The sequence below is a fragment of the Stagnihabitans sp. genome (assembly GCF_964946895.1).
Window position 1 is genome coordinate 1 of sequence record NZ_CBBQHX010000045.1, and the last position, 24,228, is coordinate 24,228.

Consider the following 24,228-nt stretch of genomic DNA (forward strand, 5'->3'; position numbering starts at 1 on the left):
CGTACCGAACCCGGCGGCGATCCCGGTGCCGGTGGTCGAGGCAAAGGCCGCATCGGCCATGGCAACGAAAGCCCCCGCAAGGAGGATCTTGGCAAGTGTTGAGGTGGTCAAAATGAAGCTCCCGAACTGTTGGAGCCCGCCTGAAACCATACCCAGATTCGCCGCACAACGGAGGACCGGCAAAGGTGACATCGAAAGTTTTCCCGAACGGGAAGTTGAAAAAATCTTTCGATGCGTTTCCCTCAATGGTTGTTGGGAAAAACGGCATTTTGCGACGGCGAGGCATGTCGGAGTCGCAAAATGACCCCTTGCCGTTTTCCGAATCCCTGCCTAAACGCCGCCGCCCATCGGGGTAGCTCTTTCGACGATCCCGTGAAAAACCCTTGTGAAGTGACTGTAAATACGAAGATTCCCACCATGAAGCAAAAGAAGACACCCCTGCCCTTCGTCCCCCTCGATGCCATGATCGCCCGTGCACCGGGCTTTGCCCGGCATGATCTCCGCATCAGCCAGATTGCAACTGCCGGTTACGTTCTGGCCCTCCAGCTGAACGAATTCTGCCGCCCGGAACTGGCCTATTCCTCCTTCCCCCGTGCCTGGTTCGAGCACTACACGGCGATGGATTTTCTGCTCGTAGACCCGGTTCTGGAATGGGCGGCGGCCAACTCTGGCTCTGCGCGTTGGTCCGAGATCGCAGGCCCGTCGACCTCGCCGCAGTCAGTCAGAGTTCTGGACCATGCGGCCACCTACAACCTCCGCTATGGCGTGATCTTCTCGACGAAGAATCAGATGATCGGGCTGAAGCGATCCTTCCTCTCCTGCGCCAGGCCAGACCGCGAGTTCGCCGACGGCGAAATCCGCGAACTCGACGTCCTGTTCCACGATACCCTTTCGCTGCGGTCCCTGACGAGCGATCTGACCCCGGCCTGCCGCGAGGTGATGAACATGTTGGCCATCGGCATGACGCAGATCGACATCGCGCTGCATCTCGGCATCAGCCGCGATTCGGTCAAGAAACGGATCGAGCGGGCCTGCAAGACTCTGGGTGCTCGAAACGCCTCGCATGCGCTCGCCATGGCCGTCGAGGGCAGCATCGTCAGCGCCTACGGCTGACAATGCTGAGGCAGTTGAACGCCAGTTCGTAGCCGCGCCAGCCCGAAATCCAAGACCAAGTCCGAAGGGCAAAAACCAGCCCTACGGCACAGATCAGCGCCGCCCAATATCACTCCCCGTGGCAGCTAAAGCCGCCACGGATGACCCGTCACATCCTGGATTCCAAACCCCATCCACAAAGAGAAACGACGCCAGACCAAAGGTCCGACGCCGCACTAAGTCCCTCGTAGCGAAAGGAATTTAGCGCGAGCCTTGGAGAGCTTCAACCCGCAAAATAACTAGCGGGCATGAATTTCTGCTGCCTGACGGTCGGACGTCCTCACAGGAAAGGACTGCCCCCATGGACCTCACTTCCGGTGCCATTCTCCGACGCATCATCGCCACCCCGCTCTCTGTCACGGCCCACAAACTGGCCACCATCATCCTTGACGGCACTTCTTGGAAGGATGGCTACAATGGGCTCGAACGCGGTACCGCCGCCTTCACGCTCACCCACCTCATCGACCTAATGGGCATCTCACGGCAGCACATGAGCACGCTCCTGGGAGAGTTGGATACCTCGGGCTTGGGTCTTGAGCGATCGAAGCCTGGCGGGAAGTTTGCGCCCTGGATCTTCCGTTGGATGCCTGTGAATAAGTCTCGGTCGGGCACGAAGGAAACGTCAAGCCCGGGCGAAACATCTCCTTCATTAGAGTCTCATAACAAAACTGTATTCACCGGAATGATCGAAATCGGGGTAGATCACGACCCGAAGCGCAAGGTCTGGCTGGACTTGATCGAGGCTGCAAAGCGCGCTCTGCCCTGCTGGAACATCGATACCAAGGCCATCTGGGAAAGGTTCGTTGCATTCAATCGCACCAAGGGAAACACGTCCGTGCCGGCCGGGTTCTTGCTGGGCTTCATGCGGAAATGGCGATTGGCACCGGGAACAAAGGCTCAAGCGCCAGAACCGGTCGGCGCCATCAGAGACGAAAGGATTCTACTCGTGCAGGAAATGGCGCGACATGCACCAACCAAGAACCGGGCGTTCCACCAGCAAGATCTCGAGCGCCTTATCGGAGTCGCGGCCTATCGGAGCAGGATTGCCGGGATGGCTGAGAAGCTCGGGCTTGGTCGCTTCACCGCCGCACTTGCCGTCCATGGGGAAGCCGTTAGGTTGGGAGAAATCGCGCCATGATGCGGGAGTTGTGGTTTGTCGAATGTGGCCAAGAGGTAGTGGTGGGCCCAAAGCAGTCGACCGACGAGGACCGTTGTTTGCAGGCCACTTTCTCGATCGCGGCCATTCATTGCGGCTGCAGTGGGCCGTTGGACGGTCTGGTCCGTTGCAGACAAAGGCGGCAGTTTAGGCGTGGTGCCAGTTCTGCGCAGGGTTGCCCCCCGCCTGATAGGTCTGTGCGGTGACGCGGAAGCGCGATTCCACTTCAATTGCGTGGCAGAAAACAAGGCGTGAAGTAACCCAAATTCGTTACTTTCAGACTAGGCGGAAAGGCACCGCCGGCAAACCGTTTGGGAGCCTTTCATTTCTAGAGTGGGGGGCGGCACGGGGTTTTCAAGCTAAGGCCTCGCCCAACATCATCGTCCCCGCGCCGCTACGGGTCTGGCCCTTATACCTCCTGCTGCTCTTCATCGGGTTTCAGCGCACTTGAGACAGCACCCTCCCACTTCGGCGGATGCTGATGCTACCGATCGTCGTAACGCTGCTGGCAACCCTGAGCTTTGTCGTCGCTTGTTGGAGGACTTTGCCCGCCGCTTTTGGCCGGTCTGGTCACGGGTGGCTTTGTTGGCTTGCACTTGGAATGCCTCGGCGTGACCCGCTGCTTGCCCGACGGCCGTGTGTGGCTGCGCGGCGAATGGGGGTCATTCAGCCTGCTTCTGCTGATCCTGGTCTACCGCTACGCCACCAGCGTAATTGCAGGCTTCAACCCCGAACTTCATTCCAACCTGACTTGGCTTCTGGGCACGGTCTTCATCTCCATGTCCCTCTCGGCAATGTTCCTCGGCCGAATCGCCGCTAGGCTTCGAGCATATTTTGCGGCCATAGCGGCAATCGGCTGAAACTGCTTTTCACCGCTTTCGACACGAAAAGGAACCCGATCAGGGTCAGCCCCTTCGTGTCGCCTTAGCTTGGCAGATCAACCCTCAGGTCCGCTTCATCGGGCAGGTCGACAAGCCCAGAACCGTATAGAGCGGGCAACTGCCGATCAGCCCGGTGACCAAAGGAACAATGCCGATCAGCTTGGCATAGTGCAAAGCCCCCGTGCCATTGTCTGCAAAGAACCAAACCAGCAGCGCCAGACCGACGATGATCCGCAGCGCCCGGTCCAAAGTGCCTTCATTCGTTTTGAACATCATATTTCCCCTTGTCTCGCGGCCTCGGACCAGTTCCGGGCCTGATGACACGAGTTTAGGCCGCCGACGCTGCATCGTCTGTGACCAGGATCACAAAACACCCAAGGAAACTTCTTTAAGCCCGGCCTCATTCAGGATGATCACCTGACCGCGCTCGGTCTGTGCGAGTCCCCGGAGTGCGAAGCCTTGCAGGTGTCGGGTGACAACCTCGCGCACGGTACCCAGCCGGGCGGCGAGTTCCGCTTGGGTGGCGTGAACCACGCCTTTATCAGCCATCTCCAGGAGGGCATGGGCCAGACGAGCCTCCATCGGGACGAAGGCCACCTGCTCCAACACGCGGGTCAGATCGTTCATCCGGGTGCCAAATGCCTGCAGAACAAAGCGGCGAAAGCCCTTGTCCAGATCCATCATTGAAAGAAAGATCGCTTTTGGGACCAGAACAGCAAGCGTTTCCGAGGTGGTCAGGGCGGTGCCGGTGTACACCTCATCTCCCAGTAGACCCAAGGTGGTCTGCACACAGCTTTGCCCCGCCTCAACCACATACAGCAACATTTCTCGGCCCGACACCGAGGTCAGCCGCACTTCGATGCGACCTTGTAGGACGATGACAAAGGCCTGCGCCTGATCCCCGGCCCGGAACAGGACCATTCCTGGTGGAAGTCGTTGCGGCGCAAGGCCGTGAAGGGCCTCGACGCTGGCGGGTGTTTCAAAGAGGCCCTTGGTCCAATCCATATCCGGCAGGATGCGCAAAGACCCCAGACGGCGCAAGACCCCATTATGCTTCAGCGGGTCTTGCGACCATCGCCAAGTGTGCCGATCTTGCGGCTGTCCTCTTGCATCTCCAGCCACATCGCGTTGACGACAGCAAAGATCGCCGCCAAGGGAAGCCCCAAAAGCCAGGCAAAATACCACATATCACGCTCCATTTCCTGAGAGCAGCCGAGGCACCATGCCCCAGCTGCAGAGGGCAGTTGCCGGGTCAGCCGTTCCCGTCAGCACAGCGCTGGAAGGCGGGTAGGTGATTGTTGGTCGAAGCGGCACTCAAGGCCTTGAAGACCGTCGTGATGTCGTCGAACGCCGCCACGGCGGGCAGCAATTCTTCATCATAAAGGCGGGCATTGTCGATTTCGGCGGTTACACCAATGGCACAGACTTCGGGCAAGGTGTCGGGCAGAGTGGGCAGGGCTTTGGCGCCCATGGCCCAGCCATTATCTGGCACAGCGACGCTGTAGGTGGTCATCAGGTCAATCAGCATGGCCTGATGCTTCCTTTCGGCCTTGATGATGTTGGAAAACGGCCGGACTTCGCCGAATTTCTGCATCGTGGCCGCATATATGGCCTCGGCATGGTATTCGTCGTCCAGCGCCCGCAGGAGCGCAGTTTTGGCGGCATCCGGCAGGGTTGCGGCGTCTGACATTGCGGGTAGGAAGGTTGTGCCAGCGGCGATACAAAGGGCCAGGACTTGAATCTTCATAGGTCTTCTCCAGTGGACAGGAGCGCGCGGCCGGTGCCGCGACGCCCGTGCTAATAAAGCGAGTTCGAGTGGGTGTTGACCTCCGCTTCGGTGACCTTGCCCCACAGCACTTTGTAGACCCATGCGGTGTAGGCCAGGATCAGCGGCAGGAAGATCACCGTGACCACCAGCATGATGAACAGCGTCAGATGCGAGGAGGAAGCGTTCCACACCGTCAGCGAGGATTTCGGGTCGGTTTCAGACGGCAGGATGAAGGGAAACATCGTCAGCCCGACCGACGAGATCATCCCGAAGATCGCCAGTTTCGACGCGAGCAAGGTGGAAACTTCACGCCCCGCCCGCAAGCCCATGAATGCCAGCAACCCGCCGACCACTCCCATAGCCGGTGCGATCGCGATCCACGGCCGCAGGCTGTAAGCGGTCATCCACGTACCGCCCTTTGCCACCTCAAAGTGCAACGGATTTGACGGGCCGTCTGTCACGTAAGTTCCGATGATCTGATAGCCGTCAATCCCCAAGGCAAGCCAGACTCCGGCAAGCGCATAGCCCCCCACCGCCACCAAAGCCGCGACGGAGCCAATGGTACGGGCACGGTCCTTGACGGTGCCCTCAGCCTTGACCGACAGCCACGCGGCACCATGCATCACCAGCATCGACAGCGACACCACTCCGGCCAACAAGGCGAAGGGGTTCAAGAGGCTGAAGAATTTCACATACCAGACGCCCTCGTAGACCGAGCGCAGGTCGTCAGTGAAGTGGAACGGCACGCCTTGCAGAACGTTCCCCACCGCCACGCCGAAGATCAGCGCGGGCACGAAGCCACCGGCAAACAGCGCCCAGTCCCAAGTGGAACGCCAGCCCGCTCCATCCCGTTTGGAGCGGTACTTGAACGCCACCGGCCGCACGATCAGCGCCGCCAGCACCACCCACATCGCAAGGTAAAAGCCCGAGAAGGACACGGCATAGAGCGGCGGCCAAGCGGCGAAGATGGCACCGCCACCAAGGATGAACCAGACTTGGTTACCCTCCCACACCGGACCGACTGTATTGATCGCTATCCTGCGCTCGGTGTCGGTTTTGGCCACGAAGGGCAACAAGGCGCCAACTCCCATGTCAAACCCGTCCGTCAGGGCAAAGCCGATCAGCAGCACGCCCAGAAGGACCCACCAGATCAGGCGCAGCGTTTCATAGCTCAAAAGGTCATGCAGGATCATGGTCTTTACTCCGCCGGTTGGGCGATGGCGTCAGCCGTGCTGCGGCCCGCCAGGCGATTGCTGTGCAGGGTGGTCCAGGCGTCGGTCTCCTCGACATCCTGGAAAGGGCCCTTGCGGATGTACTTCAGCATCAGTCCCATCTCGACCACGAAGAGGACCGAGTAGAACAGCACGAACCCCGCCAGCGTCATCGCCACCTCCGTCATCGACAGCGAGGAAACCGACATGGCCGTTGGCAGCACGCCATCCACTGTCCAGGGCTGGCGGCCGAATTCCGCGACAAACCAGCCCATCTCGGCGGCAATCCAAGGCGCAGGGATCATCAGGACGGCTAGGTAAAGCGCGGGGCGCTGGAAGTTCATCCGCCTGAACGATGCGCGGTAGAAGAAGTAGATCATGGTCCCGATGAAGCCGAACCCAAGGGCGGCCATCACGCGAAAGGCCCAGAACAGCGGCCAAACGGTGGGGACGGTGTCATTGGCCGCCAAGGCAATTTGCGCCTCGGTCGCGGTGCGCGGGTCGTCAACATATTTCTTGAGCAGGAAGGCAAAGCCGAGGTCAGCCGAATGCGCCTCAAACGTCTTGGTCACATCGGCGGGGGCTGCGTCTTTCATCGTACGGATCGTCAACAGAGAGTCATAGGCGATCAATCCCGACCGGATGCGATCCTGCGCCACGGCAACCAGTTCGGTGATACCGGGAATTTCGGTGTTCAGCGACCGCGTGCCAATCAGCCCCATTACGCCGGGGATCTTGATGGCGTAATGCGTCTCACGCGCCTGTTGGTCAGGGAAGCCAAAGGCGGTGATGGCGGCGGGGGCGGGTTCGGTGTGCCACATCCCCTCGATGGCGGCCAGTTTCATCTTCTGGCTGTGCGTGGCGTTATAGCCGGACTCATCTCCCAGAAGCACAACCGAGAAGGCCGAAGCCAGCCCGAATGCCGCCGCAACCGAGATTGACCGCCGTGCCAGTTCGACATGGCGGCCTTTGATCAGATACCAGGCCGAGACGCCCAGCACGAAGACCGAGGCCGTCACATAGCCTGCCGAGACGGTGTGAACGAACTTGGCCTGCGCCACCTCGTTGAAGAGAACCGCATAGAAATCCGTCATCTCCATCCGCATGGTCTGCGGGTTGAACTGCGCGCCGACCGGATTCTGCATCCAGCCATTGGCGATCAATATCCACAGGGCCGAGAAGTTGGAACCGATGGCCACCAGCCAAGCCACCATCAGGTGGGCCGTCTTGGACAGCTTGTCCCAGCCGAAGAAGAACAGCCCAACGAAGGTGGCCTCAAGGAAGAAGGCCATCAGCCCTTCAATCGCGAGCGGCGCGCCGAAGATGTCGCCGACATACTGACTGTAATAGCTCCAGTTCATGCCGAACTGGAATTCCATCGTGATGCCGGTGGCGACCCCCAGAACGAAGTTGATGCCGAACAGCGTGCCCCAGAACTTTGTCATCTGCCGCCAGATCGGCCGGTTGGTCATCACATAGACCGTCTCCATGATGGCGACGATGATCGACAGGCCGAGTGTCAGCGGCACGAACAGGAAGTGATACATCGCTGTCGTGGCAAACTGCAGCCGTGACAGCTCGACGATGCCGAAGTCCATTGTCTTGCGCTCCTAAGGAATGTGGGGCGTCGGGCCTCACAGATATATATTCTTGAATGTGTGTAGCGACACATTCTGAAAGCCTCTTTGACATGGATCAATAACCCACATCACAGATACGACTTTAAGCCAGATCTAGCACCCTGTCCGCCCAATCCAGTTCGACGCGACGGTGTGACGCGGTCAGGATGGCGGCGTGGGGCAGGTAGTGGCGGATGCCCGTCAGAACTTGAGCAGCGGTCGCTTCGTCCAGCCCCTCGGTCGGCTCATCCAGCAGCAGGATCATGGGGTTGCGCAGCAGGGCGCGGGCCAGAACCAGCCGCCGCGCCTCGCCGCCCGACAGGCCAGCGCCTTGCGGGCCAAGGATGAAATCCAGCCCGCCTTTCGCCTGTATCACTTCATCCAGCGCTACGGCCCTCAGCGCCGCCCGCAGGGCTGCATCGGCTTGCGGTCCGGCTAAAGTCAGCGCCTCGCGCAGGGTGCCCGCCATCAGGGCCGCGCGTTGCGGCACCATAACCATCTGGGCCCGCAGCGTGGCTTCATCCCAAGCATGCACCTCCAGCGCACCCAGACGGATCTGTCCGGCGGTTGGAGCCAGCAACCCGGCCACCATCAGCAAAACCGTGCTCTTGCCCGATCCGCTTGGCCCGGCAAGGGCGAGCGTCTGCCCTGGCAGCACGCTGAAACCAAGCCCTTCGATCACGAAAGCCTGTGCACCGGGCCGTTTGAACCCAACATCGATCAGGCGCAGCCCATCCGCTACGCCGCTCTGCCCCTTGGGCACCGGACCTACTGCGGCCAAAGTCTCGCCGACACGGCGGGCGGCAAGGACCATCCGGCCCAATTCGGCCACGGCGCGGCGCAGGGGAGCCACGGTCTCCGTCAGGGCCAGTGCCGCAAAGAAGCCCGCTGCGGCATAGGCCGGGGTCAGTCTGCCCCGGTTGACCAAGGCCATGCCAAGGGCCAGCGTGCCGCTGGCCATCACGGTGCCCAGCAAGGACAGCGCCAGCCCGGCGCGTCGCTCAATCTGGTCGAGCGTCACGCGGTCGGCTTGCCTGTCCTGGTCCGCCTCCAGCACGGCCTGCGCCTGCACGGAAAGTTGCCCGTAGACCGCCAGATCGCTGCGGGTCTGCACAAGGTCGATGAAGCCGCTGCGAAAGGCCTGCGCCGCCGTCTCGGCCCGACTTGACGGGGAAAGCGCCTTTCGCCCGGCCCAAAGCATCGTCACTGCCGCGCCCGCCACAAAGCCCACGGCCAACCACAAAGCAACGGCCAGCCCGAGCAAGGCCCAGACCACCGCAAAGGCTACCACTTGCGCCAAAAGCCCTGAGGTGAAGGGCAGGATCAGTCGCAAAGGCACGCCATCCAAGGCATCGACATCCGCCGTCAGCCGGTTAAGAAGCTGCGGCCCGCGCAGCCTTACCAGCTTGTCGTAAGGTTCCGCCGCATGGGCCTGCAGCAGTCGCACCCGCAGCCCGGCCAAGGCGCGCAGGGTGGCGTCATGGGTCAGAACCCGCTCGCCATACCGTGCAACGGTCCGCCCCAGCGCCAGAAACCGCACAAGGGCTGAGGGGCGGAAGACGTCGAACACCGCACCCGCTCCGGCGAGCCCGGCCACAGCCGACGCGGTGATGAACCAACCAGACAGGCCCAGAAGCCCGATACCGGCGACCAGTACCAAGACCCCAAGCGCTGCACCTCGCAGCATGGCCACGCGCTGGTCGCGCCAGATCAGCGCGAAGATCTGCCAAAGTTCGGTCATGCCGCCGCACCGATCCGGATCACGCGGTCCATCCGGGCGGCAAGCCGCTCGTCGTGGGTGGCGATGATCAGGCTGCACCCGGCGGCGGCGAGGGCCATCAGCCCCTCGGTCACCTTGGCGGCGGTTTCCTCATCCAAATCGGCGGTGGGTTCGTCGGCCAGAAAGACATCCGGTACTGCCTGAATGGCGCGGGCGAGGGTCAACCGCCGCGCCTCGCCGCCAGAAAGACCTCCTCCGGTTTCCCCCAGGAGGGTCGACAGGCCTGCTGGAAGGGCCGCCACAACATCCTGAACCGCGGCCATGCGCAGAGCGGGAGCCACGTCACCGGAGCGTCCGAAGGTGAGGTTATGATGCAGTGTGGCGTTCAGGAAGTGCGGCGCCTGTGGCATCCAGCCCAGACGGGCACGCCAGCCATCGGCCGTTTCGGACGACAGGACCTGCCCTGCGACCGAGATCTGTCCAGCATCCGGCACCGCCATCCCGGCCAGAAGCCGCAGAAGGGTGGTTTTGCCCGCCCCGCTTGGGCCCAGCAGCGCCACTGTTTGCCCCGGGCTGACGGTGAAATCCGGGTAGACGACCTCCCGCCCGCCGCGCTGAATCCGGACGCCATGGACGGCAACCTCTGCCGCGCCGACCAAGCGGGCCGCCGATGCACCAGTACCCAGAAGCGCCGGAGCCTCGGCAGCTTCCCAGCGGTCCAATTCGCCAGCGACCGCCAATGCGGCTGCCTTGTCATGCCAGGCGGCGGATAGGTCGCGCAGGGGTTGGTAGAATTCCGGTGCCAACAGCAGCAGGAAAAGGCCGGATCTGGGCGTCAGCGTCGCGCCATAGCTGCCAAAGTGCAGCATGCCCAGCAGATTAAAGCCGACATAGACCGCCACCATCGCCACGCCGATGGCCGCAAACAACTCCAGCACCGCCGAGGACAGGAAGGCTACGCGCAGCACCGACATGGTCTGTGCCCGCAGCCGCTCTGCCCCTTCGGCAAAACTGGCGGCGACGGCCTCACCCGCACCGAGCAGCCGTATGTCGACCAGCGCCCGCAGGCGTTCGACCAAAAGGTCGTTCAGGCTTCCGATCTCGGCCATTTGGTGCTGGCTGGCTTCCTTCGCGGCCATGCCGACCAGCGCCATGAAGACCGGGATCAAGGGCCCGGTGATAAGGAAGACCAGCCCCACCGCCCACGAGTGCCAGAAGGCCAGCCCCAGAATCACGATGGGCACCACCATCACCCGCCCCTGCGCTGGGGCATAGCGGGTGACATAGGGCAGAACGGCATCCAGCTTCTCACTGGACAGCGCCGCTACCGCCCCGGCGCTCATCCCATCGGTCGCCAGGGCCTCGCGGTTGACGATGCGCGCCCGTGCGGTGATGACCACCTGAAGGCCTGCGTCAAAGAGCCGGCCTTCCGCCAGATAGGTCAGGGCCGCGCGCAAGACCCCGGCCAGTGTAAAGCCTGCAACGGCAAGCCAGGGCAAGGCGCCGTCCATCAACCCGGCCAAGGCCGAGGACACAAGCGCTGCCTGCACGGGCCAGATCAGCGACGAGGCCGCCGACAAACCCGCTGCCAGCCGCAATTGTCCCCGCAGGGGCCGCAACATCGCCGTCAGCACCTGTTCATCTCGTCCCGCGCCGTGCGCCATTCCCATTCCTTAACCCACATGCCGCATGCGTCTTATCTGCAATTTCCGGCGCCTGACGTGATCTAGATCAGATACGGCGCTTTCCACGTCAGCTATGCAACGCATGTCCGATGTCAACAAGCCGAGCCGCCCGATGCGCCTGACCACCCGCACCAACCTTGCCGCCCGCGTTCTGATGTTCTGCGGCGTGAATGCCGGAAGAACCGTGCGGTCTACCGAGATTGCCCAAGCCTGTAACGCCTCGAGCAACCATATGGCGCAGGTAGTTCAGCAGTTGCACATGCACGGCTTCGTCCAGACCTTGCGTGGCCGCGCTGGCGGGTTGCGCCTGACCCGTGACGCCAGCCAGATTTCCATCGGACAGGTCTTTCGCATCTTCGAATCCAGCGTGCCCTTTGCCGAATGCTTTGCGGCGGACGAAAACACCTGTCCCTTGACCGAGGCCTGCCGCCTCCGAGGCTTCATATCGCGCGCGGTCGAGGCGTTCTATCACGAGTTGGACATGGTCACTGTGGACGACCTTGTGCGTGGCAACTGCGCCCTTGGGGCCCTACTGAGTCTCGTCGAGGCCCCGCGGCAGGTTTGCACCCTAGCCTGATGCGGCTCCGTGGCCCGCAGGTGAGGGACAGAACGCATCCCGCAGTGCGGCGATCACCGGTTTCACATCCTGCCGCAACAGATGATAGATCACGGTCTTTCCGTCTCGACGCGTGCCAACGTAGCCTTCGGCCCGCAGCCGCATCAGTTGCTGGGACGCGGTCGGCTGGGCTAGACTAAGAGCATCCGCCAAAGCGCCAACCGATAGGTCCCGATCCAGAAGCAAGCAAAGAATTTGCAGGCGGCCCTCGTGCGAAAGTGTCTTAAGGAAGGTTACAGCATTGGCCACGGCTTTTGGGCTACCGCCAAATCCTTCCGCGTCAAGAACTGGTGTCGACATGGCAGCTCCTTTGTCTGCGGGTGCTCATTTTTAGCTTTGTCCTACTCGAAGGCGCAACCTTTCTTGATCCCGAACGCGCGGAAGACCGTGGCTGCGGGGCAAAAGCCGGTCAGCGATGACTGGATCAGATTTGCGCCGATGAAGATGGTGAACCAGACGAAATAGGCCGAGACGAAGGCGGTCAGCATGACGCTGAGCAAGGTCATCAGGCCGGCAAAGAGAAGGACAGAACGGTCTAGGGTCATTTCAGCTACCTTGTGGTGAAGGCCGGGGCTTGGCGCCCCGGCGGCGGGCGTCAGCCCTTTTTGACTTCTTTCAGCTTGTCGATGCCCAGCACCTTGAGGGCGAGGCTTTCGTAGAAGGGTTCGGACTTGCCCTGCCGCAGCTTGCGCATGAAGTATTTCTCGAAGCCGACCTTGGCGAGGTGGACCCATTTGCCCGAGGACGACCAGTTGACGTTGCGCGGCGGGATTTGCGGTTGTGCGACGAAGGCGATGCCCCCGTCGCCGAAGTCGGCAAGGCAGATGGCGTTCCATGTGCCGACCTGATCCGGCTCTGCCCCGCGCACGAGGTTGCCGATGTTGTGGGCGGTCGCGGTGACCATGCTTTCGATCATGAAACCGGTTTTCGGCACACCGCAGGCGACCGGCGTTGGGGCCAGAGGCGGGATCGCGACGCAGACGCCGACAGCGAAGATATTCTTGAACTTCTGGTTCTGTTGGTGCTGGTCGACGAGGGTGAATCCGCGCGGATTGGACAGGCCCTCGATCCCCGACACTGGCTTGATGCCACGGAAGGCGGGCAGCATCATCGAATAGGCGAAGGGCAGCACCTTTTCAGGTTTGGCAACGCCGTCCTCGCCGACCTCTTCCACCGTCATCTTGCCGTCTTCGACCTTCTTGATCCGGGTCGAGGTCATCCATTTGATGGTCTTTGACCGCATTTCCGATTCCAGAAGACCCTTGGTGTCGCCCACCCCGTCCAGGCCAAGGTGGCCGACATAGGGTTCGGGGGTGACGAAGATCATCGGCACCTTGTCGCGTATTTTCGCTTTGCGCAGCGCGGTTTCGAGGATGAACAGGAACTCGTAAGCCGGACCGAAGCATGAGGCCCCCTGTGCCGCGCCGATGATGACCGGGCCGGGGTTTTTAAGAAGCTGCTGGAAGGCAATTTCAGCCTTTTCCGCATGGTCGATGTGGCAGACCGATTGGGTGAAGCCGCCGTGCGGCCCAAGGCCCGGCACCTCGTCAAAGGCGAGTTCGGGGCCGGTGGCGATCACAAGGTAATCATAGGTCACCGACTGGCCGTCCACCAGTTCGATGCGGTTTTCCTGGGGGTGCAGACGTTCCGCCGCCACCGGGATGAAGTTGATCTTCTTCTTGGCCATCGTCGGGGCCAGATCGACGGTGATCTCTTCGCGCTTGCGCCAGCCAACCGCGATCCACGGATTGGAGGGCACGAAGTGATAGGTCGGGTCCTTGGTCACCACGGTGACCGTGTCTTCGCGGCGCAACTGGTCCTTGAGTTCGTAGGCCATGATGGCCCCGCCAAGTCCCGCTCCCAGTACAACGACATGTGCCATTGGTCTTCCTCTCCCTTGAGCATGGTGATCCCGTTCGGCCTCCTCCGCCGCACGGGCCTTCTATTGGGCGTCAGGTCTTGAACACCCGGTAGATCGCCGGGATGACCAGCACGGTCAGCAGCGTCGATGACAGCAGCCCGAACAGCAGCGAGATCGCCAGACCCTGAAAGATCGGGTCCGACAGGATCACCACGGCGCCGATCATGGCAGCGATGGCGGTCAGCAGGATCGGCTTGAAGCGGATCGCCCCGGCCTCGATCAGGGTCTCGATGGTGACGGGTCCTGAGTTGCGGATGAAGTCCACCAAGAGGATCGAGTTCCGCACAATGATCCCCGCCAAGGCGATGAAGCCAATCATCGAGGTGGCCGAGAAGGGGGCGCCGAACAGCCAGTGGCCTGCCATGATGCCAAGGAAGGTCAGCGGGATCGGTGTAAGTATCACGAGGGGAAGCCGGAAAGAGCCGAATTGGGCCACGACAAGGATGTAGATGCCCAGCAGCGCCACACCGAAGGCCGCGCCCATATCGCGGAAGGTGACGAAGGTGACCTCCCACTCGCCATCCCACAGAAGGGTGACCTTGCTTTCGTCCTGCGGTTGGCCGTGCAGGCTGATCGTGGGCTTGCCGTTCGGCCAGTCCTGTTTCTGGATCTGATCCGCGACGGCCAGCATACCATAGAGGGGGGCTTCAAATTGACCCGCCAGTTCCGCCGTCACCATTTCCGCATAGCGGCCATTGTGACGGAAGATCGGGTAAGAGGCGGGCTCTTCGGCCACGGTCACCACGTCACCAAGTTCGACCACGGACTTTGCCCCTGGCAGCACGTTGGCCGGGATCGGCGTGGTCATGAACCGTTCGTCCATCACACGGTCGGACTTGGCTCGCGCCACCTGCAGGGGGATCGGGAACCGCCCCTCGCCCCGGTTCGAATAGCCCACGGTCTGACCGCCGTTCAGCAGAGCGATGGTGTCGAACACGTCCTGTTCCTGAACGCCGAAGAAGTCGAGATTGTCGGTCGACACGGTTGCCCGCAGACGCCGGGCCGGGGTTCCATAGCTGTTGTCGACGTCGACGATGAAGGGGACGGACGCGAACGCCTTTTGAATTTCGGCAGCGGCGGCGCGGCGAGTGGCGGCATCGGGGCCGTAGACTTCAGCCAGGAGCGTCGAGATGACGGGCGGACCGGGCGGCGGTTCGACGACCTTCAGGCTGGTGCCGGGCGGTACGTTCAGAGTGGCCAGCCGGGTGCGGATGTCCAAAGCGATGGCATGGCTGGCCCGGGCGCGGTCCCCCTTGGGCGTCAGGTTGATCGCCACTTCGCCCAGTTGCGGTTCCTGGCGCAGGTAATAGTGCCGCACCAGACCGTTGAAGTTGAAGGGCGCAGCGGTGCCGGCATGGGTCTGCACCGTTGTGACCTCGGGCATCTGCATGACGATCTTGGCCACGTCCTGCGCCACCCGGTCGGTCGCCTCAACCGAACTGCCCTCGGGCAGGTCAATCATCACCGAGAGTTCGGATTTGTTGTCGAAGGGCAGCAGTTTGACCGTGACATCGCGGGTGTAAAGCGCCGTCAAGGAGCCGAAGGACAGCGCTGCCGTCACCAGAAGGAAGGTCAGCGACCGAGCCTTGGTCTTCAGAAGCGGGCGAGCGACGCGGTTATAGGCCCGCTCCATCCAGCCGCCGTGGTGGCCGCCGTAGGTATCGTCGTGGCCGTGCACAGTCATATCGGCGCGGCCGGCGATCTTCACCATCAGCCAGGGGGTGATGATGACAGCGACGAAGAACGAGAAGATCATCGCGGCACTGGCATTGGCCGGGATGGGCGACATGTAGGGCCCCATCAGGCCAGACACGAACAGCATCGGCAGCAGCGCCGCGACAACGGTCAGGGTGGCGACAATCGTCGGGTTGCCAACTTCCGCCACCGCGTCGATGGCGGCTGCAGAGCGGCTGCGGCCATCCCGCATCCCCCAATGACGGGCGATGTTTTCGATCACCACGATGGCGTCATCGACCAGAATACCGATGGAGAAGATCAGCGCGAACAGGCTGACCCGGTTCAGCGTGTAGCCCATGATCCAGCTTGCGAAGAGCGTGAGCAGGATCGTCACCGGGATGACGATGGCCACCACGATGGCCTCGCGCCAGCCGATGGCGAAGAGGACGAGGATGATGATCGAGACGGTGGCAAGGCCAAGATGGAACAAGAGTTCGTTGGCCTTCTCGTTCGCCGTCTCGCCATAGTCGCGGGTAACGGTGACGGTGACGGAATCGGGGATCTGACGGCCCTTCAGCGCCTCGACCTGCGTCAGGACCTGTTCGGCCACCACCACGGCATTGGCACCAGCGCGCTTTGCAACGGCCAGTGTGACAGCGGGGGTGCGGGTGATCGACCCATCTGCATTGCGGGTGATGTTGGCGACGATATGGTCAGAGGTATCCGCCACATAGGCGACCTTGGCCACGTCCGAGACATAGACCGGCCGACCGTCCCGCGTGGTCAGCAGAAGATGCGCCACCGCTGCGGGCGCGGTCAGGGTCTGGCCCGCGACAAGGTCAATCTGCTGGCCCTGATCGCGCAGCTTGCCCGTGTTCAGCGTGCGATTGGCCTGCCCCACCTTCTGCGCCAGTTGCTGCAGGGTCACGCCATACAGCGCCAAGCGGTCCGGATCGGGCTGGATCTGGATGGCGTCCTGCGCGTCACCCACCAGATAGGTCAGGCCCACGTTGTCGGCCTTGGCGACCTCCGTTTGCAGGGTGCGGGCGATGCGGGTCAGATCATCGGCTGACACGTTTTGACCGGGGGCCGAGGACAGTGTCAGCGACAGGATCGCCACGTCATCAATGCCGCGCCCGATGATCAGCGGCTCCGGAATGCCTAGCGGAATCCGGTCCATGTTGGCCCGTACCTTGTCATGAACGCGCAGCATCGCCTCATCGGCATTGGTGCCGACGGCGAAGCGGGCGGTGACCATCGCACTGTCATCGCGGGTCGAGGAATAGACATGCTCCACCCCGTTGATGCCCTTGACGATCACCTCCAGCGGCTCGGTCACCAGCTTGACGGCGTCTTCAGCCTTCAGACCCTGTGCCTGCACGTGAATATCAACCAGCGGCACGGAAATCTGCGGCTCTTCCTCGCGCGGGAGGGAGACGACAGCCAGCATGCCCGCCGCCAAGGCGGCCAGAATGAACAAGGGTGTCAGGGCGGATTTGATGAAAGCTTGAGTCAGGCGACCGGCGATGCCCAAGGGTTTGTCTGCTGACCCGCTGGCAGGCATGTCTGCGGTCTTGTCGGACAGATCACTCATTTCGCGGCACCGAGCAGGACATGGTCGCCCGCCTCAAGGCCTGACAGGATCTCCACCATCTCGACCCCGTCGATCGTCGCGTGTTCTCCGGGCACGACGCTGCGCTGAACCGGACCGGAGGCCTCTTCGACGCGGACAAAGTCCAGACCGGCGGTGGACGAGATTGCGCCCACCGGCACCATCAGCGCGTTCCGTTGGCCGACCGGCAGCCGCACCAGCATCCGCGCGTCGACGAAGGTATCCGGCAGGCCCGCCAGTTCCACATCGGCAATCACCCGTCCGTTCTGGATCAGCGGATAAATCCGCGACAGGGTGCCGGTCTGAGTCGCATCGCCTTCCGAAATCTCGATCTTGTCGCCCTGATGCAGGCTCGGCGCGTGACGCTCGGGAATCGAAATCCGAAGGAACGTGCCGCCACCGCCGATCAGGGCAACCTCCTCGCCCGGCATCACCACCCCGCCTTTCGAGACGGGCACATCCAGCACTCGCCCATCGGCAGGCGCCAGCACCGTGCCCTCCTTGACCTGCTGGTTGATCACCTCGGTCTGCGCATCCAGGGCCGCGATCTGGCCCTTGAACACATCAACTTGCGTGCGCAAGGCGTCGAGACCCTGTGCCGTGGTCACCCCCTGCTTCAGCAGGCTTTCGCCCCGTGTGAGTTCCGCCTGCGCGTTCGTCAACTGTGAGGCTAAGGCTCCCCGCTGCGCCGTCAGGGCGGAAAGTTGAAACGCCAGCTTTTCATCTTCGATCCGGCCAATGGGCTGCCCCGCCCTGACCATATCGCCCTCGATCACGGTCAACTCAACCAATGTGCCGCCAAGACGAGCCCGCGCGGGGATGCGGTCACGCGCCTCGACCTGACCATAAACCGCCTTCCACTCGATGATCGTGGTCGGCTTTAGGGCGGGCGTGTCAGCGTGAGCCAAGCTGCCAAACAGGGGCAACAGGGCGCACAAAAGGCCTTGCAGGGTAGAGCGCATGATTCAGGTCCTCACTTCGGTGCAGCATACATATTCGAAGATATGAATTTGTAAATATCTATTTTGCAGGGCGATGCCGCCAATGGCCGCATCGCCACCGCTCAAGCTCGGTCGCGGGGGTCGTTTGGACGAGCTTATGTGAGAATTTCGGCGTCTTACCTGATCCAGATCATGCGCCGAACGGCCGTCCAACGTTATATTCATAATACGGAATGTGAAATCATCTGGAGCTAATCATGAAAAAGCATCTTGCGGCCTTGAGCCTTGCGGCCACCCTCGCCACCACCGTTGCGGCCTTCGCAGGGCCCTTCGCTGACTTCGAACACGACCTCCGGGACGCCTATGGCCAGTACCGGACCGCACTTTTCCAAAGCAACATGGGCAATGCCGACGCGACCTCCAAGGCGCTGAAGTCGCTATCAGAAAAGTGGACAACTCTGGAAGCCACTTGGGGCAAAGCGCCGCCGCCGCAATACGCTGATGATGCGGGTTACGCTGAGACTCTGACGGCCATTGAGTCCGTGATTGCCCAAGCCTCTCAAGAGGTTGCGGGCGGCGATCTGGCCAAGGTCCATGTCACGCTTGAAGGACTGCGTGCTGATGTTGGCGCCCTGCATGACCGCAATGGCATCGTCTCGTTCTCGGACCGGATGAACGCCTATCACGCGAAGATGGAAGAGATCATCGGTCTAGACCTTTCGGCGCAGCCCGATGGCGGCCTTGCAGCCTTGGCCGATGGCGCTGCTGTTCTGGCCTACCTGACCGCCGATATCGTGGCACATCCCGCGCCGGAAGCCGCCGACCCGGCCTATGGCCCAGCACTGGAGGCCATGAGCAAGAGCGTTGAAGTTTTGCAATCCGCCGTTCACGCAGGCGATGCGGCCGCCGCCAAGGCCGCCGTGGGGGGTCTTAAGGTTCCCTATTCGAAGCTCTTCGCGAAGTTTGGCTGAGGCCATCGCCACCCTGCCCGACAAGAGCGGGGTGGCTCTTTCCTAGACCTGTGGCATGCCCAATTCGTCATGCCGGCGCCGCTCGAGTTCCTGCGCGTATCGCTTCAGACAAAACGCCTCGGACACAGAACCGATGACCTGCCGATCCTCCCTAGAGCGGACGACGGGCAGTGTCTCTGCTCGCGCTTTGGTGAAGACGCGAAGGATGGTGCGGATATCGTTGTCGGGCAAGACGAAGCTTTGATGCCCGGACACCAGATCAGCAGCCACAAGGGATTCTTTCAGGTCCAACAGTTCAGGGTCATGGGCAGAGGCCACGTCGATCATCCCGGCGTAATGACGATGCCGGTCAACCGCAAACAGCCACTTGGCGCTGCCCAAAGGCACCTGCGCCCGCAGTTCGGCCAGGGACAGATTCAGGGGCACACTGCGCACATCAGTCCTCATCAGTTTGGCGGCGGTCATGTCGGATACCCAGCCGATGTCCTGCCCGCCCCGCAACGGCAGCCCGCGCAGGTGGAAACGCCAGGTCGAGAAAGAATAGCCGAAGGTCAGGCGTACCATGGTTGAGGCCACGACCACCCCAATGATGACACCCAGCGTCACTGGGAAATCCCCGGTCGATTCCAGCACCAGAAGCACCATCGTGAAAGGTGCCCCGATGATGGCCGCTCCCACAGCACCCATGCCCACCAGCATGAAGGCAGTGCGATCGGTCAGAAACACCGGATCGTAAAGGGCCAAGGCCTCAACCGCCAAGGCGCCCAACAGACAGCCCAGAAACAGAGAAGAACTGAACAGGCCGCCCCGGAACCCGGCGCCCAGCGACACGGAGGATGCCATCACCTTGCCCCCGAGCAAGACCGCCAAAGGCAAGGCCGCCCATCGTGCCTCGAGATGCAGTTCGATGGCGCCATGACCGCTGCCCAGAACTTGGGGGGAAGCCAGCGCCAGCAGACTCAAGACCACACCGCCCAAGGCGGGTCTAGCCCAGACAGGGATTTTGGCGCCGCGAAAGGCCCATTCCACCCAAGTCGCGCACTTCATCGTCAGAATGCCAAGGCCAGCAGCCAAGAGGCCGATCAGAGCGAAGAGCAGATAATAGATGTTCGGAATATCGAAGGGGCCGGCAATCTGGAACAGCGGCAGGCTGGAGCCAAGAACCCGCACCACCATGACACCCGCCAGCGACGCCGCCGTAACCGGGGCCAGCAACCGCCCGGAATAGCTGCCATGGATCAGTTCAAATCCGTAGAAGGTTCCGGCCAAAGGCGCGTTGAAGGCCGCAGCAATCGCAGCGGCAGCACCTGCGGTCACCATGATCCGCTGATCCTCGCGCCGGAGCAGGAAGAAGTGCCCCACCGTGGCGAACACTCCCGAGCCAAACTGACTGTAGGCAGCTTCCATCCCAACCGAGGCCCCTGCCGCGTTGGAAATCAGGGTCAGGCCCGCCAAACGCCCGCTGTCACGCAGCGACAACTGCCCTCCGTAAAGCGCATTCGCCTCGATCGGGTCGATCAATTCTGTCGGGCGCCAGCGATTGAGGGCGAGTGTTACAAGCCCCAAGGCCAGCCCACCCAAAGCCGGGACCAACGCCAAACGCCACGGATTAAGTGCTGTCTGCTCACTGAGAAACGATCCGCTGGACAAGCCAAAGTCGACTTGATGCAGATAGCCAACCAGATCCCTGAGGCCAAGCGTCACCAGTCCAACCACCGCCCCCAACGCAGCGGCCATCGCAATCAGGACCGCCTCAGAGTCACGCGCTTTGCGCCGTAGACTTGTCCAACGCGGCAAGAGTGCTCGCTGAGCCGGACCTTGGGAGGGCAACTTTGCGGTCGGCATGGCGAGTCTTCCTTCGTGGAGCAGTCAGGTGCACCGCCGAGACTTGGCGGATGAAGCCGCAGCGGTACAGGCAGTCAGACGGTAACCAACTGAGGTTTATTCCGGCTTCCGCGCCACAAGGTCGATCAGGGCCGAACGGCCTTTGTGGCCTGCGCCTTCGGAGATCTCGGCCTCGTAGGCGTTCAGATGCAGGATTTCCATGGTGCCGAAGGCAGCTGTAAGAAGGTTGGCAGTGTATAGGTTCTCCAATGCCCTCGGCCCGCCGGTGCCGTGAGAGAGTTGCTCTGGCGTGTAGCCGTGCAGCAGCAACAGGCCACCGGGGCGCAGGGCGGTTTGCATCCCGGCAAAGATCTCGGCCCGAAGGGGTGGGGCTGCGAACTGGATGAAGACACCCAGTACCACATCATAGGGACGGGCTCGCCAATCCCATTCAGCGATATCCGCAACGTTGAAACCGACCTGAACGCCCTTTTCCGACGCGAGCCCTTGGGCTTTGGCCACGCCGACCTCGGACCCATCCATGGCGGTGACGAGGTGGCCAAGTCCAGCCAGATAGACCGAGTTGCGCCCCTCGCCATCGGCGACCGACAAGACCTTCTGGCTCGGCGCTAGTCTTGCTGCCTCGCGTCTAACAAAGTCTGCGGGCTCGGTCCCGAAAAGGTAGTCATTGCCGCTGAACCGTTCATTCCACATGTCTTTTCCTTTCCGCTCACGCGGCAGTTTTCCTGCAATCCGCCGCGCCAAGGGCACAGTATGCATCATATTGCGACAGATAGATCGACCCTGTCAGTGCTCGCAGGAAATCCGACCGTTTCAGGCGGTCCATCACTGGACCCTTCACCTCGGACAGGTTGAACCTTATGCCCATTTCGTCAAGCCGGTGGTTGATCACCTCCAGCGATTCCAAAGCGCTCATGTCGATTTCATCGACGGCAGAGCACATCAACACCACGTCCTTCAGGGCGATGTCGCCACTGATCCGGTTCAGGATGTAATCCTCCAGAAAGCGGGCATTGGCGAAATACAGACTGCCATCCACCCGCAAGGTCAGAAGGCGTGGATCGGTCTGCACCTTGTGGCGCAAGATGTTTCGGAAGTGCTCGCTGCCCGCGACAAGGCCCACCTCTGCCACATGCGGGCGTGAGGTCTTGTAAAGGAACAAAAGGATCGACATTGCAACCCCGGCGGCCACACCAGCCTCGACCCCCACCCCAAGCGTCAGCAGGATCGTCACGGCTACGGCAGCGAAGTCAGAGCGGGAATAGGCCCAGGTCCGGGTCAGCACCGAGAAGTCCACAAGGGTGAGGACAGCGACGATGATCGTGGCGGCCAATGTGGCCTTGGGCAGGAAGAAGATCAGCGGCGTTAACGCCACGGCGGCGATGGCAAGCCCGATCGCGGTGAAGGCGCCAGCTGCAGGCGTCTCGGCCCCAGCGTCATAGTTCACGACGGAGCGGGCAAAGCCACCCGTCACCGGAAAGCCTCCGGTGAATGCAGCCGCGATATTGGCGGCACCCAAACCGATCAATTCCTGATCCGGCGTGATGCGTTGGCGCTTCTTGGCGGCCAACGTCTGCGCGACCGAGACCGATTCCACAAAACCGATGACCGAGATCATCAAGGCAGGAAGGAACAGGCTTTGCACCAGCCCCAAGTCGAACGACGGAAGGGTCAGCGGGGGCAGGCTTTGCGGAACCTTGCCCACCACGGCCACGCCTTGGTCCGTCAGACCGAGGCCCCAGACCAAAGCCGTCGTCACCACGACCGCCGCGACGGGTCCCGCCTTGGTCAGAACATCGGCCAGCCGGGGCGGCACGCCCACCCGCAGAAGGGTCGGCTTCATCGCCCGACGCACCCAGAACAGGAATGCCACCGCCCCCGCACCCAAAGCCAGCGTCACCAGATTGACCTCGCCCAGATGGGACCAGAGCGAGACGGCCATCTCGGGCAGCGTATGGCCATCCGCCTTGATGCCCAGAAGCGCCCCCAACTGGCTGGCGGCAATCAGAAGACCCGAGGCCGTGATGAAGCCCGCAATCACCGGATGCGACAGGAAATTCGCGACGAACCCCAGCCGGAACAGCCCCATCACAAGCAAGATCGCCCCCGACAGGAAGGCCAACGTCAGCGCGGCCATGGCATAGCCCGCCGTTCCCGCCTCGGCGATCTGCCCCACCGTCGCCGCCGTCATCAAGGACACCACCGCCACCGGCCCCACTGCCAAAGCACGCGAGGTGCCAAAGACCGCATAGGCGAGGATCGGCACGATCGAGGCATAAAGCCCCATCTCCGGCGGCAAGCCTGCCAGCAGAGCATAGGCCAGCGACTGCGGGATCAGCATGATCGTGACGATCAGCGCCGCCACCAGATCGTTGGACAATGCCCCAAGGTCATAAGTGCGGCCCCAGGTCAAGATCGGGAAATAGCGGTTCAAGGCGGACATGGCGGGGCTTTCTTACAAGGCGTTCAGCGGCACTTTCAGCATGGGTCGACCGGAAGGATCGGTCGGGACCTCACCGGCGCGCATGTTGACCTGCAGAGATGGGATGATCAGGCGTGGCATGCCCAGCGTTGCATCCCGCGCGGTGCGGAAGGCCACAAAGCTGTCCTTGGTCGAGCCCATGCCCACATGGATGTTGTGCGCCTTCTCCTCGGCCACCGTAGTCTCCCACTGGATGTCGCGTCCATTCGGGCCGTAGTCATGACACATGAAGAGGCGCATCGCGTCGGGCAGGGCCAGCACCTTCTGGATGCTGTCATAAAGCACTCCGGCATCGCCGCCCGGAAAATCCGCCCGGGCCGAGCCACCATCCGGCATGAAGAGGGTATCGCCCACGAAGGTCGCATTGCCGATGACATGGGTCATGCAAGCCGGCGTATGGCCGGGAGTGGCCAGCACCAAGACCGTCATGCCTCCGATCCGGTAGGTGTCGCCTTCCGCAAACAGCGCGTCAAACTGCGAGCCGTCGCGCTGGAACTCGGTCCCTTCATTGAAGACCTTGCCGAAGGCGTCCTGCACCACGGTGATCTGGTCGCCGATGCCGATCTTGCCGCCCAGCTTGGCCTGGATGTAGGGCGCGGCAGAGAGGTGGTCGGCATGGACATGGGTCTCGATCAGCCACTCCAGCGTCATGCCCTTGTCCTGAATGAAGGCGATGATCCGGTCGGCATTGTCGTGCGTGATCCGCCCTGCGGCATAGTCGATGTCCAGTACGGAATCGATCACCGCGCAGGCGGTCGAGTCCGGGTCGCGCACCACATAGCTAATCGTATTGGTACCAGCGTCAAAGAACGCTTTGACTTGGGGCACAACGTCCATCGAGATCGGATAAGTCGGGGCAAGAGTATTCATAGCAATCTCCATCACCATAGGCTCAGACCTATATATCATCACATTCTAAAAATGGAATATGTAAGGTGAAGATTCTTGCGGATGCCACCGAAGTGCATCCG

At 61.9% G+C, this 24,228-nt stretch carries 22 protein-coding genes; 5 read left to right on the forward strand and 17 right to left on the reverse strand.

Going from position 1 to position 24,228, the window contains the following annotated elements; translation table 11 throughout:
- Positions 1-417: 417 nt before the first annotated feature.
- From AC1Y2B_RS20205 to AC1Y2B_RS20215, 3 genes are all read left to right on the forward strand, one after another.
- Positions 418-1,113: a helix-turn-helix transcriptional regulator gene (locus tag AC1Y2B_RS20205; RefSeq protein WP_482254929.1), complete on the forward strand. Its 696-nt coding sequence runs from the start codon at positions 418-420 to the stop codon at positions 1,111-1,113.
- A 340-nt stretch (positions 1,114-1,453) separates the two neighbouring features.
- Complete coding sequence (locus tag AC1Y2B_RS20210; RefSeq protein ID WP_482254930.1) at positions 1,454-2,290, forward strand: hypothetical protein; 837 nt, start codon at positions 1,454-1,456, stop codon at positions 2,288-2,290.
- 575 nt (positions 2,291-2,865) lie between these two features.
- A complete protein-coding gene (locus AC1Y2B_RS20215) occupies positions 2,866-3,168 on the forward strand; it encodes a hypothetical protein (RefSeq protein ID WP_482254931.1) in 303 nt (100 codons plus the stop codon).
- An 84-nt stretch (positions 3,169-3,252) separates the two neighbouring features.
- On the opposite strand, the gene AC1Y2B_RS20220 is transcribed toward AC1Y2B_RS20215, so the two are convergent.
- The 8 genes from AC1Y2B_RS20220 to cydD form a co-directional block, all read right to left on the reverse strand.
- Positions 3,253-3,462: a YgaP family membrane protein gene (locus tag AC1Y2B_RS20220; RefSeq protein ID WP_482254932.1), complete on the reverse strand. Its 210-nt coding sequence runs from the start codon at positions 3,460-3,462 to the stop codon at positions 3,253-3,255.
- A 90-nt stretch (positions 3,463-3,552) separates the two neighbouring features.
- The gene (locus tag AC1Y2B_RS20225; protein WP_482254933.1) at positions 3,553-4,212 is read right to left on the reverse strand and encodes a Crp/Fnr family transcriptional regulator; all 660 of its coding nucleotides are present in this window, start codon (positions 4,210-4,212) and stop codon (positions 3,553-3,555) included.
- 32 nt (positions 4,213-4,244) lie between these two features.
- Positions 4,245-4,376, reverse strand: a complete 132-nt coding sequence (cydX, locus tag AC1Y2B_RS20230) for a cytochrome bd-I oxidase subunit CydX (protein WP_482254934.1) — start codon at positions 4,374-4,376, stop codon at positions 4,245-4,247.
- Between the two features lie 65 nt (positions 4,377-4,441).
- On the reverse strand, positions 4,442-4,936 hold the full coding sequence (locus AC1Y2B_RS20235) for a ferritin-like domain-containing protein (protein WP_482254935.1): 495 nt from the start codon (positions 4,934-4,936) through the stop codon (positions 4,442-4,444).
- A gap of 50 nt (positions 4,937-4,986) precedes the next feature.
- The gene (gene cydB / locus AC1Y2B_RS20240) at positions 4,987-6,150 is read right to left on the reverse strand and encodes a cytochrome d ubiquinol oxidase subunit II (protein WP_482254936.1); all 1,164 of its coding nucleotides are present in this window, start codon (positions 6,148-6,150) and stop codon (positions 4,987-4,989) included.
- Between the two features lie 5 nt (positions 6,151-6,155).
- Positions 6,156-7,766, reverse strand: a complete 1,611-nt coding sequence (locus AC1Y2B_RS20245) for a cytochrome ubiquinol oxidase subunit I (protein WP_482254937.1) — start codon at positions 7,764-7,766, stop codon at positions 6,156-6,158.
- A 124-nt stretch (positions 7,767-7,890) separates the two neighbouring features.
- Positions 7,891-9,528, reverse strand: a complete 1,638-nt coding sequence (locus tag AC1Y2B_RS20250) for an amino acid ABC transporter ATP-binding/permease protein (protein WP_482254938.1) — start codon at positions 9,526-9,528, stop codon at positions 7,891-7,893.
- Entirely contained in the window at positions 9,525-11,171 is a 1,647-nt protein-coding gene (cydD, locus tag AC1Y2B_RS20255) for a thiol reductant ABC exporter subunit CydD (RefSeq protein WP_482254939.1), read from the reverse strand. Before cydD ends, AC1Y2B_RS20250 begins: the two co-directional genes overlap by 4 nt.
- Positions 11,172-11,274: 103 nt before the next feature.
- Between cydD and AC1Y2B_RS20260 the strand changes: the two genes are divergently transcribed.
- Positions 11,275-11,769 (forward strand): RrF2 family transcriptional regulator, encoded by a 495-nt coding sequence (locus tag AC1Y2B_RS20260; protein WP_482254940.1) that lies wholly within the window; start codon positions 11,275-11,277, stop codon positions 11,767-11,769.
- Here the strand turns inward: AC1Y2B_RS20260 and AC1Y2B_RS20265 are convergent.
- The 5 genes from AC1Y2B_RS20265 to AC1Y2B_RS20285 all read right to left on the reverse strand — a co-directional run bounded on the left by AC1Y2B_RS20265 (position 11,761) and on the right by AC1Y2B_RS20285 (position 17,980).
- Positions 11,761-12,108, reverse strand: coding sequence for an ArsR/SmtB family transcription factor (locus AC1Y2B_RS20265; protein ID WP_482254941.1), 348 nt, complete (start codon positions 12,106-12,108; stop codon positions 11,761-11,763). The two genes, AC1Y2B_RS20260 and AC1Y2B_RS20265, sit on opposite strands and share 9 nt — an antisense overlap.
- A 41-nt stretch (positions 12,109-12,149) precedes the next feature.
- Positions 12,150-12,353: a YgaP family membrane protein gene (locus tag AC1Y2B_RS20270; RefSeq protein ID WP_482254942.1), complete on the reverse strand. Its 204-nt coding sequence runs from the start codon at positions 12,351-12,353 to the stop codon at positions 12,150-12,152.
- 50 nt (positions 12,354-12,403) lie between these two features.
- A complete protein-coding gene (locus tag AC1Y2B_RS20275) occupies positions 12,404-13,690 on the reverse strand; it encodes an NAD(P)/FAD-dependent oxidoreductase (protein ID WP_482254943.1) in 1,287 nt (428 codons plus the stop codon).
- A 70-nt stretch (positions 13,691-13,760) separates the two neighbouring features.
- Positions 13,761-17,000, reverse strand: coding sequence for an efflux RND transporter permease subunit (locus AC1Y2B_RS20280; RefSeq protein ID WP_482254944.1), 3,240 nt, complete (start codon positions 16,998-17,000; stop codon positions 13,761-13,763).
- Positions 16,997-17,980 carry an efflux RND transporter periplasmic adaptor subunit gene (locus AC1Y2B_RS20285; protein WP_482254945.1) on the reverse strand — a complete coding sequence of 328 codons (984 nt, stop codon included), beginning with the start codon at positions 17,978-17,980 and terminating at the stop codon, positions 16,997-16,999. The genes AC1Y2B_RS20280 and AC1Y2B_RS20285 overlap by 4 nt, the downstream gene beginning before the upstream one ends.
- A 236-nt stretch (positions 17,981-18,216) precedes the next feature.
- Here AC1Y2B_RS20285 and AC1Y2B_RS20290 point away from each other — a divergent pair, with 236 nt between their 5' ends.
- Complete coding sequence (locus AC1Y2B_RS20290; RefSeq protein WP_482254946.1) at positions 18,217-18,930, forward strand: hypothetical protein; 714 nt, start codon at positions 18,217-18,219, stop codon at positions 18,928-18,930.
- Between the two features lie 42 nt (positions 18,931-18,972).
- Here the strand turns inward: AC1Y2B_RS20290 and AC1Y2B_RS20295 are convergent, their stop codons facing one another.
- From AC1Y2B_RS20295 to AC1Y2B_RS20310, 4 genes are all read right to left on the reverse strand, one after another.
- On the reverse strand, positions 18,973-20,667 hold the full coding sequence (locus AC1Y2B_RS20295; protein WP_482254947.1) for a chloride channel protein: 1,695 nt from the start codon (positions 20,665-20,667) through the stop codon (positions 18,973-18,975).
- A 204-nt stretch (positions 20,668-20,871) separates the two neighbouring features.
- Positions 20,872-21,468 carry an SAM-dependent methyltransferase gene (locus AC1Y2B_RS20300; RefSeq protein WP_482254948.1) on the reverse strand — a complete coding sequence of 199 codons (597 nt, stop codon included), beginning with the start codon at positions 21,466-21,468 and terminating at the stop codon, positions 20,872-20,874.
- Between the two features lie 16 nt (positions 21,469-21,484).
- On the reverse strand, positions 21,485-23,218 hold the full coding sequence (locus AC1Y2B_RS20305) for a SulP family inorganic anion transporter (protein WP_482254949.1): 1,734 nt from the start codon (positions 23,216-23,218) through the stop codon (positions 21,485-21,487).
- Between the two features lie 12 nt (positions 23,219-23,230).
- The gene (locus AC1Y2B_RS20310) at positions 23,231-24,127 is read right to left on the reverse strand and encodes an MBL fold metallo-hydrolase (RefSeq protein WP_482254950.1); all 897 of its coding nucleotides are present in this window, start codon (positions 24,125-24,127) and stop codon (positions 23,231-23,233) included.
- Positions 24,128-24,228 lie beyond the last annotated feature (101 nt).

Coding starts and splice junctions, on each gene's coding strand:
- AC1Y2B_RS20265 (WP_482254941.1), bottom strand. CDS start 12,108: ATGTCGACACCAGTTCTTGACGCGGAAGGATTTGGCGGTAGCCCAAAA.
- AC1Y2B_RS20210 (WP_482254930.1), top strand. CDS start 1,454: ATGGACCTCACTTCCGGTGCCATTCTCCGACGCATCATCGCCACCCCG.
- AC1Y2B_RS20270 (WP_482254942.1), bottom strand. CDS start 12,353: ATGACCCTAGACCGTTCTGTCCTTCTCTTTGCCGGCCTGATGACCTTG.
- cydB (WP_482254936.1), bottom strand. CDS start 6,150: ATGATCCTGCATGACCTTTTGAGCTATGAAACGCTGCGCCTGATCTGG.
- cydX (WP_482254934.1), bottom strand. CDS start 4,376: ATGTGGTATTTTGCCTGGCTTTTGGGGCTTCCCTTGGCGGCGATCTTT.
- AC1Y2B_RS20205 (WP_482254929.1), top strand. CDS start 418: ATGAAGCAAAAGAAGACACCCCTGCCCTTCGTCCCCCTCGATGCCATG.
- AC1Y2B_RS20295 (WP_482254947.1), bottom strand. CDS start 20,667: ATGGCCGCTGCGTTGGGGGCGGTGGTTGGACTGGTGACGCTTGGCCTC.
- AC1Y2B_RS20250 (WP_482254938.1), bottom strand. CDS start 9,528: ATGACCGAACTTTGGCAGATCTTCGCGCTGATCTGGCGCGACCAGCGC.
- AC1Y2B_RS20235 (WP_482254935.1), bottom strand. CDS start 4,936: ATGAAGATTCAAGTCCTGGCCCTTTGTATCGCCGCTGGCACAACCTTC.
- AC1Y2B_RS20300 (WP_482254948.1), bottom strand. CDS start 21,468: ATGTGGAATGAACGGTTCAGCGGCAATGACTACCTTTTCGGGACCGAG.
- AC1Y2B_RS20290 (WP_482254946.1), top strand. CDS start 18,217: ATGAAAAAGCATCTTGCGGCCTTGAGCCTTGCGGCCACCCTCGCCACC.
- AC1Y2B_RS20275 (WP_482254943.1), bottom strand. CDS start 13,690: ATGGCACATGTCGTTGTACTGGGAGCGGGACTTGGCGGGGCCATCATG.
- AC1Y2B_RS20305 (WP_482254949.1), bottom strand. CDS start 23,218: ATGTCCGCCTTGAACCGCTATTTCCCGATCTTGACCTGGGGCCGCACT.
- AC1Y2B_RS20280 (WP_482254944.1), bottom strand. CDS start 17,000: ATGAGTGATCTGTCCGACAAGACCGCAGACATGCCTGCCAGCGGGTCA.
- AC1Y2B_RS20245 (WP_482254937.1), bottom strand. CDS start 7,766: ATGGACTTCGGCATCGTCGAGCTGTCACGGCTGCAGTTTGCCACGACA.
- AC1Y2B_RS20285 (WP_482254945.1), bottom strand. CDS start 17,980: ATGCGCTCTACCCTGCAAGGCCTTTTGTGCGCCCTGTTGCCCCTGTTT.
- AC1Y2B_RS20260 (WP_482254940.1), top strand. CDS start 11,275: ATGTCCGATGTCAACAAGCCGAGCCGCCCGATGCGCCTGACCACCCGC.
- AC1Y2B_RS20220 (WP_482254932.1), bottom strand. CDS start 3,462: ATGTTCAAAACGAATGAAGGCACTTTGGACCGGGCGCTGCGGATCATC.
- AC1Y2B_RS20310 (WP_482254950.1), bottom strand. CDS start 24,127: ATGAATACTCTTGCCCCGACTTATCCGATCTCGATGGACGTTGTGCCC.
- cydD (WP_482254939.1), bottom strand. CDS start 11,171: ATGGCGCACGGCGCGGGACGAGATGAACAGGTGCTGACGGCGATGTTG.